This window comes from Mycolicibacterium rhodesiae (assembly GCF_002086695.1).
Taxonomy (GTDB): domain Bacteria; phylum Actinomycetota; class Actinomycetes; order Mycobacteriales; family Mycobacteriaceae; genus Mycobacterium; species Mycobacterium rhodesiae.
Genome location: NZ_MVIH01000001.1, coordinates 409608 through 425226, shown reverse-complemented (window position 1 = coordinate 425226; position 15619 = coordinate 409608). Strand labels below are relative to the sequence as shown.

At 68.6% G+C, this 15619-nt stretch carries 12 protein-coding genes; 4 read left to right on the top strand and 8 right to left on the bottom strand.

What is annotated here, in order from left to right:
* The first annotated feature begins 39 nt into the window (after positions 1-39).
* The 3 genes from BST42_RS02055 to BST42_RS02045 all read left to right on the top strand — a co-directional run bounded on the left by BST42_RS02055 (position 40) and on the right by BST42_RS02045 (position 4221).
* The gene (locus BST42_RS02055) at positions 40-753 is read left to right on the top strand and encodes an ATP-binding cassette domain-containing protein (RefSeq protein ID WP_207569421.1); all 714 of its coding nucleotides are present in this window, start codon (positions 40-42) and stop codon (positions 751-753) included.
* A gap of 14 nt (positions 754-767) precedes the next feature.
* Positions 768-2762, top strand: a complete 1995-nt coding sequence (locus BST42_RS02050) for a YhgE/Pip domain-containing protein (RefSeq protein WP_083117240.1) — start codon at positions 768-770, stop codon at positions 2760-2762.
* A gap of 94 nt (positions 2763-2856) precedes the next feature.
* The gene (locus tag BST42_RS02045) at positions 2857-4221 is read left to right on the top strand and encodes a purine-cytosine permease family protein (protein ID WP_083116879.1); all 1365 of its coding nucleotides are present in this window, start codon (positions 2857-2859) and stop codon (positions 4219-4221) included.
* On the opposite strand, the gene BST42_RS02040 is transcribed toward BST42_RS02045, so the two are convergent.
* From BST42_RS02040 to mqo, 8 genes are read right to left on the bottom strand one after another with little or no spacing between them, the layout of a single operon-like run.
* The gene (locus tag BST42_RS02040) at positions 4218-5711 is read right to left on the bottom strand and encodes an MFS transporter (protein WP_083116878.1); all 1494 of its coding nucleotides are present in this window, start codon (positions 5709-5711) and stop codon (positions 4218-4220) included. The two genes, BST42_RS02045 and BST42_RS02040, sit on opposite strands and share 4 nt — an antisense overlap.
* A gap of 52 nt (positions 5712-5763) precedes the next feature.
* A complete protein-coding gene (locus tag BST42_RS02035) occupies positions 5764-7332 on the bottom strand; it encodes an MFS transporter (RefSeq protein WP_083116877.1) in 1569 nt (522 codons plus the stop codon).
* Positions 7333-7365: 33 nt separating this feature from the next.
* The gene (gene cobA / locus BST42_RS02030) at positions 7366-8589 is read right to left on the bottom strand and encodes a uroporphyrinogen-III C-methyltransferase (RefSeq protein ID WP_083116876.1); all 1224 of its coding nucleotides are present in this window, start codon (positions 8587-8589) and stop codon (positions 7366-7368) included.
* Entirely contained in the window at positions 8586-9959 is a 1374-nt protein-coding gene (locus BST42_RS02025; protein ID WP_083116875.1) for a cobyrinic acid a,c-diamide synthase CobB, read from the bottom strand. Before BST42_RS02025 ends, cobA begins: the two co-directional genes overlap by 4 nt.
* Positions 9960-9961: 2 nt before the next feature.
* The gene (cobO, locus tag BST42_RS02020; RefSeq protein ID WP_083116874.1) at positions 9962-10576 is read right to left on the bottom strand and encodes a cob(I)yrinic acid a,c-diamide adenosyltransferase; all 615 of its coding nucleotides are present in this window, start codon (positions 10574-10576) and stop codon (positions 9962-9964) included.
* Positions 10577-10608: 32 nt separating this feature from the next.
* A complete protein-coding gene (locus BST42_RS02015; protein ID WP_083116873.1) occupies positions 10609-12432 on the bottom strand; it encodes a VWA domain-containing protein in 1824 nt (607 codons plus the stop codon).
* Positions 12429-12902, bottom strand: a complete 474-nt coding sequence (locus tag BST42_RS02010) for a GNAT family N-acetyltransferase (protein WP_083116872.1) — start codon at positions 12900-12902, stop codon at positions 12429-12431. The genes BST42_RS02015 and BST42_RS02010 overlap by 4 nt, the downstream gene beginning before the upstream one ends.
* Complete coding sequence (gene mqo / locus BST42_RS02005; protein WP_083116871.1) at positions 12899-14470, bottom strand: malate dehydrogenase (quinone); 1572 nt, start codon at positions 14468-14470, stop codon at positions 12899-12901. Before mqo ends, BST42_RS02010 begins: the two co-directional genes overlap by 4 nt.
* Positions 14471-14652: 182 nt before the next feature.
* Between mqo and BST42_RS02000 the strand changes: the two genes are divergently transcribed.
* Positions 14653-15615 carry an alpha/beta hydrolase gene (locus tag BST42_RS02000; RefSeq protein ID WP_083116870.1) on the top strand — a complete coding sequence of 321 codons (963 nt, stop codon included), beginning with the start codon at positions 14653-14655 and terminating at the stop codon, positions 15613-15615.
* Positions 15616-15619: the final 4 nt, after the last annotated feature.

The following is a 15619-nucleotide window of genomic DNA, read 5'->3' as shown; positions in this document are numbered from 1 at the left end:
GGGCACGCACGACGCGGGAGGTGCGCAGTGTTACCCGAAGTGTCCGACAGCCCCAGTGACGACTCCGGTCCACCCGCTGTCGTCGCCCGAGGGATCAGGGTGCGCGGACCATGGGGGCCGGTCTATGGTCCCGTCGATCTCGAGGTTCCGGCACGCGGCGTCAACGTCCTGGTGTGTCCGGCGGGATCGGGACGCACAGCGTTGCTGATGACGATCGCCGGGCGAATGGCACCCCAGTCCGGCGAGCTGACCGTCTTCGGCGACCACGACGTCCGAAGCATCTTCGCCAGATCCGCCCTCGCGGGTATCGACGAGCTCGACACTGTTCCCGAGTCGGTCACCGTCCGCGATCTGATCACTGAACAATTGCGGTGGGACGCACCGTGGTTTCGCCTCGTTCGCAGGGCCGACATGGCGGCGCTGACAGCCGTCTGCGGACCCGTGTTCGGGCCGCATCCGCTACCGCCCCTCGACGAGTACTTCGAAGAGCTCTCCGAGCTCGACCGGCTGTTGCTTCGTATCGCCCTGGCCAACACCAAGCGCCCGCCGTTGCTGGTCGTCGGCAACCTCGATTTCGTCACCCGCGACCTCAACCGGGACCTGCTCATCGAGCGGCTGATCGATCTGGGCCGTGAACAGACGATCGTCACCGCGACGGTCAACGGGGTGGCCGGCCACAACGTCCGGTCACAGATTCCGGTCGCCAACGCCGACCGGGCCGAATTGTCGGAATCCCAGAAAGGGACGGGTTGACCATGCTCGCCGGAATGTCACTGGGCACCGACCTCAAGCGATACTCCCGGGGCGTCCTGCCGCGCATCGCCCTGATCACCATCATCCTGATGCCACTGCTGTACGGCGCGATGTACCTGTGGGCGTTCTGGAATCCGTTCGCCGCGGTCAACAAGGTTCCCGCCGCCCTGGTCAACGAGGACAGTGGTGCCCAGGCCCAGGGCAAACCCCTGCGGGCCGGGGACCAGGTGGCCAAGGCGCTCAAGGATTCCGGCCAGCTGCAGCTGCACGAGACGTCGGCCGCCGACGCCGCCCGGGGGCTCGCTGACGGCAGCTATTACTTCACGATCACGATCCCGGCCGATTTCAGCGCCGACATCGCCTCACCCTCCGGCAATGAGCCGACCCCGGCCAGCCTGAGGTTCACCTTCAACGACGCCAACAATTACCTCGGCTCGATCATCGGTCAGAACGCCGCGCGGGAGGTCATCAATCAGGTCAACTCCAGTGTCGGCGAACAGACCGTCGGTACGGTGCTGACCGGGCTCACCGACGCCGGTGCCGGCCTCAAGGCCGCAGCCGACGGCGCCGACCGGCTGGCGTCCGGACTGGACACCGCCGATGCAGGGGCTCATCAACTCGCCGCCGGTTCGACCACCCTGGCCACCAGCATGGCCACCGCCCGCGATGGCGCAGCCCAATTAGTCACCGGCACAAAGCAATTGAATGCGGCAGTCACCACCGCGACGGATCCGCTGGTGCACGTGCTGGAGCGGGTCGACGGGCTGGGCCTGGATCCGGCCGAGGTCGGCGCGGTCGCCGAGCACCTCAGCGGGGCGGTGCGCTCGACCTCGGACCGGATAGCGGCATTGAACATCGACCAGAGGCAGGCCGCGGCCCTGGTCGATCAGGCGGTGGCCACGTTGTCGAACAACCCGGACCCCACGGTGCGCGACGTCGGGACAGTCCTCGCCGGCGCCCAGCGGCTGCTTCGGGCACAGGGTATCGATCCCGCGACCGACGACGGGCTCGCCCGGCTGCGCAACAGCGCCGCCCAGCTCGAAACCGAGTTGGGCGACCCCACCAGCAAGTTGCGGACCTTCCTCACCGCGGCGGTCGACGGAAGCCTGCGCGCCGATGTCCTGAAGTTGCGCAGCGGCGTCCAGCAGCTCGACTCCGGCACGCAACGGCTGAGCGCGGGGCTGGTGGCGCTGACCGACGGCAGCCGTCAGCTGGCGGCGGGAGCTCAGCGGCTGGCCGACGGCACCGGCCAGTTGCGTGACGGCAGTCAGGAGCTGGCCGGAAAGCTACGCGAAGGCTCGACGCAGGTGCCGTCGTGGACACCGCAGCAACGTCAGGTTGTCGCCAAAACCGTTGCCTCCCCGGTGAATCTGGACATGGAGACGCACAACCCGGCGGCCACGTTCGGCACCGGCTTCGCCCCGTTCTTCCTTCCGCTGGCGCTGTTCATCGGGGCGCTCATCATCTGGATGCTTCTGACGCCGTTGCAGTCCCGGCCGATCATCAACGGGCTCGGCGCGCTGCGGGTGGTGCTGGCGTCCTACTGGCCCGCTCTTCTCGTCGCGGTGAGCCAGGTGTTGGTGATGTACGTCGTGGTGCATTACGGCGTCGGGCTGAAGGCCCGCTATCCGCTGGCGACGGTGGCGTTCCTGATCCTGGTCATCGCCGCGTTCCTGGGCATCATCCAAGCGTTCAACGCCGTGTTCGGTGTGGCGGTCGGACGCGTCGTCACGCTGGCGTTCCTGATGCTGCAGCTGGTTTCGGCCGGTGGGATCTATCCGGTGGAGACCACTGCCAAACCCTTCCAGGTGATCCACCCGGCAGATCCGATGACCTACGCCGTCAATGGTTTACGCCAACTCATCAATGGTGGGATAGACCACCGATTGTGGATCGCGGTGGCAGTACTGTCCGGCGTCCTCGCCGCCTCGCTGGCGGCGACCTCGTGGGCTGCCCGGCGAAATCGGCAATACACGATGGAGCGGCTGCACCCACCCATCGAGGTGTGAGCGCGGCGGCCTCTAGGGTGGGTGGGTGACAACCGAATCGTCGCCTGCAGGTTCTGCCGGGTCTTCGCTGGCCGCCCAGACTTACGCCGGCCGGATGCCGTCGCACGTCGGTGACATGGCAGTCGAAACCCACGGCATCGCCCCCATCCCGCCGGGCAACCGGTACGGCGGCGCCCGCCGGCTGTTCACCGTCTGGTTCGCCCCGCAGGTGAACATGACGGTGGTGTTCACCGGCACGCTGGCCGTGGTGCTCGGATTGGGCTTCTGGCTGGGCCTATTGGCAATGGTGATCGGCACGGTGCTCGGTTCGCTGGCCGTCGCGTACCTGTCCACCTGGGGACCGCGCACCGGTACCGCGCAACTCCCCAACGCGCGCATGGCATTTGGCGGCACTGTCGGCGTGGTCGCGGTGATCCAGTGGCTGTCGTCGATCGCCTGGGACGGCCTGGTCGGCTTGTTCGGCGGTGAGGCGCTGGCCGAACTGCTGGGCATGCCGTTCTGGCTGGCGGTGGTGATCGTGCTGGCGGCCCAGGGCGCGGTCGGCGTCTTCGGCTACGAGGTGATCCACCGGGTGCAGGCGGTGATGACGGTCGTGCTGATCGTCACGTTCGCGGTGTTCGCGTGGAAGCTGATCAGCGGGCATCAGGTGATCTCACTGCCTACCCTGGGCGGCGCCGACCTGGCCGGTGCCTTCGCTCTGGAGGTCACCATCGCGCTGAGCCTGGCGATCTCGTGGGCCAGTTACGCCTCGGACTACAGCCGGTATCTGCCTGTCAGCACATCGCGCACGGCGGTGTTCGGCTACACCTTCGGCGGCCTGGCGGTGGCCTACATCGCCGTGCAGGCGATCGGGGTGGCCGCGGCAGGCACGCTCACCGATCAGACCGCGCAGGGTGTGCGCGACATCATGGGCGGCGGCGTGCTGGGCGCGGTGGCGCTGCTGGTGATCGCGCTGGGGTCGGTGGCCTCGAACGCGATGAACGACTACAGCGGGTCGCTGGCGCTGCAGACCGTCGGGGTGCGGGTGCGCAGGCCGGTGTCCGCGGTCGTGGTGGTGTTGATCGCGTTCGCGCTCATCATGTGGCTGCACTCGGGCGACCTGGCGTCACGCTTTCAGGGTGTGCTGCTGTTCGTCAGCTACTGGATCCCGGCGTTCGTGGCGATCGTGGCGATCGACTGGCGGTTCCGCAGCGCAGGCCGCGACGCGGTGAACCCGGCCGACGAGGTCACGCCCCGCACCGACGCCGTCGTCGCGCTGGCGGCGTTCTTCGTGGCGTTCGCGGCGGCGGTCCCGTTCATGCATACCAACCTGATCGTCGGCCCGGTGGCGACGGCCCTGCACGGCGCCGATCTGGCGTACTTCGTGAATTTCCTTGTCGCAGGCGCGGTTTACGGCGGCTATCGGGTGATTCGGGGGCGAGCGAAGCGACGGGGAATGATGTCGTCGCGCAGGTCCTAGAGCTCGCCGGCCTCGACGGCCTCCCGGGTGTGCTGGGCGGCGGCGATGTCGCGGGACGAGAACCCGATGCCCAGGGCGGCCACCCCTACCAGCACGGCGATGCCGGCCACCCACAGCAGCGAATAGGTGTACCCCTGGCCCAGCGCGTCGAGCTGGGCGGGTGTCATGTATTTGACCGGCCCCGTCGTCCCACCCAGATACAGCGTGCGCGACGTCTGCACGGCCTGGACGATCACCAGGACCAGCGGACCGCCGAGGTTGAACACCATCAGCGTGACCGACGAAACCGGACCGATCTCGCGCGGGCCGACGCCGGCCAGCGTGCACAGCGGCAGGATCACCGAGATGATCCCGATACCCAGACCGCCGACGACGATCGGGACGAACAGGTCGGGGAAATATGGGATCGACCGATTCAGCGTCGACCCGTAGAGCATGGCCGCCAGCACCAGCAGACCACCACCGAGGATCACCCACCGCGGAGCGATCCGCAGCGCAAGTTTGGTGGCCGCGACGTTGCCCACCACGAACGCCGCCGCAAACGGCATGAAGCAGATCCCGGCACGCAACGGCGAGTACCCGAGTACATCTTGAACGAGCAGACCGATCATCACGCTCAGCGTCAGCATCACGCCGCCGGCCATGAAGTACGCCGCGAAAGACGCAACGCGGCTGCGATTGTCGAAGATCGAGAACGGCACCAGCGGGTTGTCGGCGCCCCGCTCGACGATCAGGAACGAGATGAAGAACACCGCCGCCGCCACACCGGCGCCGATCACCCACGGATCGATCCAGCCGCGCGGCGGGCCCTGGGTGAAGACCAGCACGGCCGAGGTGCATGCCAGGGTGGCCAGCAGCGCGCCGGTGATGTCGAGCTTGAGCCTCTCGTGCCGGGTTTCCTCGAGCCGGGTCAGACCCACGACGATGATGAAGATGCCGATCGGCACGTTGACGAGGAAGGCCAGCCGCCAGGACAGGCCGGTCACCGCGCCGCCGGCGACGAGGCCGAGAACCGATCCCAGGCCCTGCATCGCGGCCGAGACGGCGAGTGCCTGATTGCGGGCGTGTCCGACGGCGTATGTGGTGGCGATCAGTGCCAGGCCGGTGGGGGCGGCCACCGCGGCGCCCATTCCCTGCACGGCGCGGGCCACGATCAGCGTCCACTGGTCGTTGGCCAGGCCGCAGGCCAGTGACGCGATCGTGAACACTCCGACGCCGGACATGAACGCGCGTTTGTGGCCGACGGCGTCGCCGACGCGGCCACCGAGCAGCAGCAAGCCGCCGAACGCCAGTACGTAGGCGGTGATCACCCAGCTCTTGGAGGCATCCGACAGGCCGAGTTCGGCCTGCATCCGCGGCAGCGCGACGATCACGATCGTGCCGTCCAGCGTGGACATCAGCTGCATACCGGTGATCGCGACGATCGCCAGCCCCAGCACTCTGGAGGAAAGCGGTCTGGTGGTCGGCTGACGACCACTCACACCAGACATGGGTCACAACCCTACTGGCCGCCGCGGCGGTCGTCGGTGAGCCCTCGCGGAGTTACAGCTCTCCCGCGTCGATCGCTTCCTTGACTTCCTGGGCGTGCGCGACCTGCGCAGCGGTGTAGCCGATGAACAGCGCGACCACGCCCACGATCACCGCGACGGCCGCGACCCACAGCAGGCCGTAGGTGTAGCCCTGGTCCAGGGCATGCAGCTGTGCGGGGTTCATCTTCTTCACCGGGCCGGTGGTGCCGCCCAGGTACAGGGTGCGCGACGTGATGACGGCCTGGATGATGGCGAGCACGACGGGCCCGCCGAGGTTCTGCAGCATCAGCGCGATCGCCGACACCGGGCCGATCTGGTCGAAGCCGACACCCGCGATGGCCGACACGGTCAGCGGCACGACGATCATGCCGATGCCGAAGCCGCCCACGGTGATCGGGAGGACCAGGTTCGGGAAGTACGGAATGCCGCCGTTGAGCGTGGAGCCGTACACCATCGCGCCGAGCACCAGCACGCCACCGGCGATCACCAGGAGCCGCGGCGGGAAGTGCGACACCAGCTGCGACGACAGTCCCAGACCGATGCCCAGGGCGATCACGAACGGGATGAAGCCGATCCCGGCCTTCAGTGCGCTGTAGCCCATGATGTCCTGCACATACAGGCCGATCAGCACGGTCAGCGTAAACATCACGCCGCCGGCCAGGAACACCGCGGCGAACGTGGCCAGCCGGTTGCGGTCGCGGAACAGGGCGAACGGCACCACGGGGTTGACCGCGCGACGTTCGACGAACGCAAACGCGACGAAGGCCAGCACGGCCGCCACGCCCGAGGCCAGGGTGATGGGCGACTGCCACCCGTTCTCGGGCGCCTGGGCGAAGCCGAAGACGGCCGCGGTGCAGCCGACGGTGGCCAGCAGTGCACCGGCGGCGTCCATCTTCATGCGCTCGCGGTGGGTCTCGCGCAGGGTCTTGCGAGCCAGGTAGATCATCAGCAGGCCGATCGGCACGTTCACCAGGAACGCCAGCCGCCACGACGCCTCGACCAGCGCGCCGCCGACCACCAGACCCATCACCGAGCCGATGCCCGTCATCGCGGCGAACACCGCGGTCGCCGCGTTGCGGGCCGGGCCCTTCGGGAAGGTGGTGGCCACCAGGGCCAGACCGGTCGGTGAGGCGATCGCGGCACCGACACCTTGGAGCAGCCGTGCGATCACCAGCGTCGCCTCGTCCCACGCGACGCCGCACAGAACCGACGCGATGGTGAACAGCGCGACGCCGACGATGAAGGTGCGCTTGCGACCGATGGTGTCGCCGAGCCGGCCGCCGAGCAGCATCAGCCCGCCGAACGTCAGCACGTAGGCGGTGATGACCCAGCTACGGCCGGCATCGGACAGCGCCAACTCGTCCTGGATCTTGGGCAGCGCGACGATCGCGACCGTGCTGTCCATGGTGGCCAGCAGCTGCATGCCACCGATGGCGGTCACCGCGGCGAAGAACCGCCGAGACGGTAACCAGCTCGGGATGTACTTGTTGGTCTTCGCCAGTGCTGCCGGCTCGAGGCGCATCGGGACCGCGCGCTCAGAACTGTTGGCGGTCGCCCGCGCAGCGTCGTTGAGGGCCGTCATACCGAGCTACCCTACAGTAATCTTAAGGATTCTTTAAAGGCCGAAAGCCTCGGGAAGGCCCGCGACCGGGCCGATAACGATGATTGCCGGGGGCCTAATACCGTCGGTTCGAATTCGATCAGGCGCATCGCTCAGGGTGGTCCGGAGTACGCGTTCGGCCGCTGTGGTGCCGTGTTGCACTACCAAGACCGGCGTTTCCGCAGGTCGGCCGCCTGACATCAATGCCTGGGCAAACAATTCGATGCGTTCGACGGCCATCAACAAAACTAGCGTTCCCGACAATTGCGCCAGCGCATTCCAATTCACTAACGATTCCGGATGGTCGGGTGCCAAATGGCCGCTGACCACCACGAATTCGTGATTGACAGCGCGGTGGGTGACGGGCACACCGGCCATCGCCGGCACCGATATGGCACTGGTCACACCGGGAACGACTGTGACCGGGATCCCGGCCTCGGCGCAGGCGAGAACTTCCTCATATCCGCGGGCGAACACGAACGGGTCGCCGCCCTTGAAGCGGACGACGAACCGGCCCTCCCGGGCGCGGTCTATAAGGATTTTGTTTATGGCTTCCTGAGCCATCGCCCGGCCGTACGGAATCTTCGCGGCGTCGATGACCTCGACGTGCGGTCCGAGCTCGGCGAGCAGTTCGGGCGGAGCCAACCGGTCGGCGACGACGACGTCGGCGCGGGCCAGCAACCGCCGGCCCCGCACGGTGATCAGCTCGGGGTCGCCGGGACCGCCGCCGACCAGCGCGACGCTGCCGGGCGTGACGTCGTCGGGAGCTCCGGCGGTGATCAGTCCCTGCTGGAAGGCTTCGCGGATGGCCGTGCGGATCGCCGCCGACCGGCGGTGCTCCCCACCGGCCAGCACACCCACGAGGAGTCCGTCGTGGTCGAACGAGGCCGGGGTGACGGCGCTGCCTTCGCGGGCGATGTCGGCGCGCACACAGAAAATTTGCCTCCGGTCGGCCTCGGCGACGATGGCGGCGTTGACGGCCGGATCGTCGGTGGCGGCGATGGCGTACCAGGCGCCCTCGAGGTCGCCGTCGCGGTAGTCCCGCAATTCGAGTGTGATGCCGGGGTTGGTCGTGGTCAGCACTTCGACGGCCGGCGTCGCCGCCCGCGCGATCACGTGCACGTCGGCATCGCGCGCCATCAGCAGCGGAATCCGGCGCTGGGCGACTGTCCCGCCGCCGACCACGACGACCTTCTTGCCGCCCAGGCGTAAGCCGACGAGGTAGGCGTTCTCGGTCACCGGGGCAGCCTAGTCAAGGTTGCGTGCCCGACAAATCGAGCGATCGAGTGCGGTTGAGCGACCGGGTGGGTGTGCAGATACGACGCGTGCACCCCGGCGTGGACGGCGCCCTCCCGCACAGGCCGGCCCTCATGTTGCCGGAACGCCCAGGCCGGCTCCGGCGATTGAGTGAATTCCGCTGTGGTGCGGTGGAATTCGTGTCCGACGACCCGTTGGCCCGCGGGGTGCAGCGAGGAATCACACACCGCGACGGCCTCGCGGTAGCCGAGTGTCAGCCTCGGGGTGAACCTGGCAGAGCCGGCCAGCACCCCGCACATCGGGTGGCCGTCCAGATCGTCCATCAGGTAGGCAAGGCCGCCGCATTCGGCCTGCACAGGGGCGTGGCGGGCGACTTCGCGGATCTGGGCACGCAATTCGGTGTTGGCCGACAGGTCGGCCAGATGCTGTTCGGGGAAGCCGCCCGGCAGGATCAGTGCCGCGGTCCGCGCCGGCAGGGTGTCGGTCAGCGGATCGAACTCGACGACCTGCGCCCCGGCAGCCCGCAGCAGCTCGCGGTGTTCGGCGTAACCGAAGCTGAAGGCCTTGCCCGCAGCCATCGCCACCACGGGCAGTCCGGCCATCGGCTCCCCGACCACGTCCTCGGGTGCCCACGCCGGCGCCGACACTCGTGAGGCACCGAGCGCGATGACGGCGGGAAGATCGACGTGGCGGGCCACGAGTTCGGTCATCGCGGCGACCGCGGCGCGGGCCTGTTCACCGTGTTCGACGGCGGTGATCAACCCCAGATGCCGTGACGGCACCGCCAATTCGTCATGGCGCGGGATCGCCCCAAGCACCGGCACCCCGACCGCCTCGCATGCTTGACGCAACACCTGTTCGTGGCGGTTGGTCCCGACCCGGTTGAGAATCACCCCGACGATGCGCACCCCGGAATGAAACGTCGAGAAGCCTTGCAGCACAGCGCCGATGCTCTGCGACTGGCCGCGGGCGTCGACCACCAGGACGACGGGGGCGCCGAGCAGTTCGGCGACGTGGGCGGTGGAGCCGCGCGCGGGTGTGACCGGGTGCTCGTCGATGCGCCCGTCGAAAAGGCCCATCACACCTTCGATCACGGCGATGTCGGCGTCGCGGCTGCCGTGCCGGTACAGCGGGCCGATCAGCTCCTCGGGCACCAGAACCGGGTCGAGGTTGCGGCCCGGTCGGCCTGCGGCCAGGCCGTGGTAGCCGGGGTCGATGAAATCCGGCCCGACTTTGAACGGAGCGACCCGCCGACCGGCAGCCCGCAGTGCGCCGATCAAACCCGTTGCAATGGTGGTCTTTCCGCTTCCCGATGCGGGCGCGCCGATCACCACGCCGGGGATGCTGGTCATGCTCACCACTCGATCCCGCGCTGACCCTTGCGGCCGGCGTCCATCGGGTGTTTGAGTTTGGCCATCTCGGTGACCAGGTCGGCGGCGTCGAGAAGGCGTTGCGGCGCATCACGACCGGTGATCACGACGTGCTGACCGCCCGGCCGGTTCACCAGCACGTCGACCACCTCGTCGACGTCGATCCAGCCCCATTTGAGCGGGTAGGTGAACTCGTCGAGGACGTAGAAGTCGTGGCGTTGTTCGGCGAGGCGCCCGGCGATTTCGGTCCAGCCTTCGGCGGCGGCCCCGGCGTGATCGTCGTCCGAACCGGACTTGCGGCTCCAGGACCAGCCCGAGCCCATCTTGTGCCATTCCACCGCACCGCCGATCCCCTGCTCGTCGTGCAGCTTGCCGAGCGCGGCGAACGCCGACTCCTCACCGACCTTCCATTTGGCACTCTTGACGAACTGGAAGACCGCCACGCTCATCCCGGCGTTCCACGCGCGCAACGCCATTCCGAAGGCCGCGGTGGATTTGCCCTTGCCCGGGCCGGTGTGCACAGCCAGCACCGGGGTGTTGCGGCGGGCCCGGGTGGTCAGCCCGTCGTTCGGCACGGTGAGCGGCTGACCCTGCGGCATGGACGTGAACCTTTCCGAACGCTAACGCTGCTTCAAGCGGCCCTGCGCACGGCCTGTGCCAGATAGTCTGCGCGCAGCTGCTCCAGTTGCAGCAGGGGGGCTTCCAGATGCTCGGCCAGATCAGCGGCCAACCCCAGCCGGACGTAGGACGTCTCGCAGTCCACGACCACCGCGGCCGCGCCCTCGGCGACCAGCCGGCGGGCCGCGGAACGGCTGCGGCCCAACGGGTCCGGCCCACCAGTGGCCCGGCCGTCGGTGAGGACGACCACCAGCGGGCGCCGGGTACGGTCGCGCACTCGTTCGCGGACCACGACGTCGCGCGCGGCCAGCAGGCCTTGTGCCAACGGCGTGGTGCCACCGGTGTCGAACCGGGTCAACCGCCGCGACGCGATGTGCGCCGACGCCGTGGGGGGCAGTAGTTCTCGTGCGCCGTCCTGCCGGAAGGTGATGACCGCGACCTTGTCCCGGCGTTGGTAGGCGTCCCGCAGCAGCGACAGCGCCGCACCCGATACCGCCGACATCCGGTCCCGCGCGGCCATCGACCCGGAGGCGTCGACGACGAAGATCACCAGGTTGCCCTCGCGTCCGACCCGGATGGCGCGCCGGATGTCCTCGGGTTGCGGGCGCAGCCGGCGGTTGCCCGCGGCGGTGAGCACGGTGGCGAACAGGTGTAGGCCGTGCCCCTGCCCGGGGGCATCGGTCGCGGTGATGACGGCTCCGGAGCGGTTGCGGGCCCGCGAGCGCCTGCCCGGGTTGCCCTCCCCCACGCCGGGCACGGTCAGCGCGCGGGTCCGAAACGTCGCGGCGGGCGGCGCAGCCGGCTTGGGCGCAGACGACGAATTACCCTGCGGTGCAGACGGTTGCGAGGAACCCTCGCTTGGCTGTCCACCGCCGGGGGGATCGGGCTCAGGTTCCGGCTCGGGGCCGGGTTCAGGGTCGGTCGAGGCCAGCGCCTCGTCGAGCTGCGCCGGGTCCAGGCCCGGGTCGTCGAACGGGTCGCGGCGGCGGCGGTGCGGCAACGCCAGTTCGGCGGCCACCCGGATGTCCTCACTCGTCACCGCCTGAGCACCGCGCCAGGCCGCGTGCGCCACCGCGGTGCGGGCCACCACCAGGTCGGCCCGCATACCGTCGACGTCGAACGCCGCGCACAGTGCCGCGATCCGGTTCAGTTCGGCATCGGGCAACACCACCGCCGGCACCCGGGCTCGGGCGGCCGCTATCCGGGCGGCCAGCTCGCTGTCCGCGCCCGCGTGCAGGGCGGCAAATCCGGCGGGATCGGCCTCGTAGGCCAGCCGCTGGCGGATCACCTCGCTGCGCACGGCGACATCGCGGGAGGCGTGCACGTCGACGGTCAACCCGAACCGGTCCAAGAGTTGCGGACGCAGTTCGCCCTCTTCGGGATTCATGGTTCCGATGAGCACGAACCGGGACTCGTGGGAGTGCGAGATGCCGTCGCGTTCGATATGCACCCGGCCCATCGCGGCGGCGTCGAGCATGATGTCGACGAGGTGGTCGTGCAGCAGGTTGACCTCGTCGACGTAGAGGACGCCGCCGTGGGCGCGGGCCAGCAGTCCCGGCGAGAAGGCGTGCTCGCCGTCGCGCAGCACCTTCTGCAGGTCCAGCGATCCGACGACCCGGTCCTCCGTCGCCCCGATCGGCAACTCGACGAGCCGGGCACCGGGATCCACCTCGGCCAGGATCGCGGCCAACGCCCGCACCGCCGTCGACTTGGCGGTGCCCTTCTCGCCGCGGATCAGCACCCCGCCGATCTCGGGCCGAACCGAACACAGGATCAGGGCCAGGCGCAGCTGGTCGTGCCCGACGATCGCGCTGAACGGAAAAGCGGGTGCGCTCACGGCTTCTCGGTCAAGATCGGTGCAGCCGGGCGCAACATCGGAACGTGCGGGATCCCGTCCTCGACGAATTCGGCGCCGTCGACCACGAATCCGTGGTTGGCATACATGTCGACCAGGTAGGTCTGGGCGTTGATCCGGCAGGCGTGATCACCGACATCGGCCAGTGCGGCCTGCATCAGCCGGGTGGTGTGGCCTTGACCGCGGGCCGCACGCTGGGTGCACACCCGGCCGATGCGAAACGCCTTCTCGCCCCCGGCGTGCTCTTCCATCAGCCGCAGTGTGGCGATCACCGTGCCGTCGGGTTGCTCCAGCCAGAAATGCCGGGTCTCAGCCAGCAGGTCGCGGCCGTCGAGTTCCGGGTAGGGACAAGCCTGTTCGACGACGAACACCTCGACCCGGAGCTTCAACAGCTCATAGAGGGTCGCCGCGTCGAGGTCCTTGGCCCACGACCGGCGCAAGGCGACCGTCACACCACTCCCGCAGGTTCCGGGTCACCGGAATCCGATGCGGCCGGCGTGCTGTCGGGACCGGCGGTCCGCGCGGCGCGGCCGGCCTGGGTTCCGCTCTCCAGGCCGAGCACCTTGGTGCCGTGCGCCCACACCTCGCCGAACAGGTCCGGATTCTCCGAGAGCTTGACGCCCAGCGAGGGCACCATCTCCTTGAGCTTGGGCAGCCAGCCCTGATAGCGGTCGGCGAAGCAGCGTTCGAGAACCTCGATCATCGCCGGTACCGCGGTGGAGGCGCCCGGGGAGGCACCGAGCAGGCCTGCGATCGAGCCATCGGCCGCGGCCAGCACCGTGGTGCCGAACTCGAGGACACCGAGCTTCTTCGAGTCGCGGCGGATGACCTGCACCCGCTGGCCGGCGATATCCAGCTCCCAGTCGGAATCCCGTGCGGTGGGGGCGAATTCGCGGAGATTGTCCACCCGGTCGGCCTCGCTGAGGGCCAGCTGCCCGATCAGGTATTTCAGCAGGCCCATCTCGGTGAGCCCAACGCCGATCATCGACGCGAGGTTGTTGGGCTTGACCGACAGCGGCAGGTCGGTGACCTTGCCTTCCTTGAGGAACTTCGGCGACCACCCGGCGAACGGGCCGAACAGCAACCAGGACCGTCCGTTGATCACGCGGGTGTCCAAGTGCGGCACCGACATCGGCGGAGCGCCCAGCGGGGGCAGGCCGTACACCTTGGCCTGGTGCGCGGCCGCCAATTCGGCGTTGCCGGTGCGCAGCCACTGGCCGCTGACCGGGAAACCGCCGTAGCCCTTGGCCTCGGCAATGCCGGCCTTCTGCAGCAGCGGCAGCGCACCACCGCCCGCGCCGACGAACACGAACTTCGCCGACAACTTGCGCTTCTGCCCGGTGCGCCGGTTGTGGATCTTGACCGTCCAACCGCCGCCGGACTCCTTGTGCAGATCGAGGACGTCGTGGCCGAACAGGGTGCTCATACCCCGCTCGGTGCCGAAGGAGAGCAGCTGACGGGTCAACGAGCCGAAGTCCACGTCGGTGCCGTCCTGGGTCCAGTTCAGCCCGACCGGCTCGGAGAAGTCGCGGCCCTTGGCCATCAACGGCAGCCTGCGGCTGAACTCGTCGCGGTCGTCGATGAACTCCATGGTGGCGAACAGCGGGTTGCGCACCAGGGTCTCGCGGCGGCGGCGGAGGTAGTCGACGTGCTCGGCGCCCTGCACGAAGCTGACGTGCGGGATCGGGTTCAGGAAGCTGCGGACGTCGGGCAGGATGCCGTTCTCGTGGGCGTAGCTCCAGAACTGGCGAGTGACCTGGAACTGCTCGTTGACGGTGATGGCCTTGGCGATGTCGATGGTGCCGTCGGCCTTCTCCGGCGTGTAGTTCAGTTCGCACAGTGCGGAGTGCCCGGTGCCCGCGTTGTTCCACGGATCGGAGCTCTCGGCGGCGGCGGCGTCCAGGCGTTCGACCAGCGTGATCGACCAGTCCGGCTGGACCAGCCGCAGCAGGGCGCCCAGCGTCGCGCTCATGATTCCCGCGCCGACCAGTACGACATCGGTCTTGGTGGTATCTGACACCGGATCGTCGTCCTTTACTTGTGACAGCTGTATAGACAGTCAGGTTATCCCGCCCGACACCGACTTATTCGCGAGAGTCGCCAGCACCACACCCCGCATGGCTCACAGCTAGGGTAGGGGCTGTGACGCCACGGCAGGCCGAATGGGTTGACGACGTCCTTTCCGGCTACCAACAGGCCACGATGGCGTTGGGGCCGGACCCCGACGGTGAAGGCGATCTGTTCGCCACTCTGGTGCGCCGGGCGGATGGCGAGCCGGCCGCACACACCGTGCTTGCGGTACACGGATTCACCGACTACTTCTTCAACACCGACCTCGCCGACCACTTCACCGGGGCCGGATTCCGGTTTTACGCCCTCGACCAACACAAATGCGGGCGGTCCTGGCGGGACGGCCAGACCCCGCACTTCACCACCGACCTGGCCCGCTACGACCGTGAGCTCGAGCGGGCGGTGGCGGTGATCGCCACCGAGAATCCCGGCACGACGATCCTGGTGTACGGCCACTCGGCCGGCGGGCTGATCGTGTCGTTGTGGCTCGACCGGGTGCGTCGGCGCTTCGCGACCGCGGCGCTGTCCATCGGCGGCCTCGTGCTCAACAGCCCGTGGTTGGATCTGCACGGGCCCGCGATCCTGCGCACGCGGCTGACGTCGACGGCGATCGGCGCGATGTCGCGGGTTCGGAAGACGCGGGTGGTGCGCGGCACCAGCAAGGGCGGCTACGGGTTGACACTGCACCGCGACTACCACGGTGAGTTCGACTACAACCTGGAGTGGAAACCGCTGGGGGGCTTCCCGGTGACGTTCGGCTGGATCCACGCGATCCGCCGGGGTCACGCCACGTTGCACCGCGGTCTGGACGTCGGCGTGCCGAACCTGATCCTGCGTTCTGATCACAGCGTCACCGAGAGCGCGGACGCGGCAGCTATGCAGCGGGGTGATGCGGTGCTCGACGTCGCGCAGATCGCGCGCTGGGCGGGGTGTATCGGTAACCGCACGACGGTGGTGCCGATCCGCGACGCCAAGCATGACGTGTTCCTGTCGTTGGCCGAGCCGCGCGCCGACGCCTACGACGAGCTGTCGAACTGGCTCCATTTCTATCGTGCGCATCTGGCGGCGGCCTCATCGGCCGCCGGTCGGGGTTAAGGGG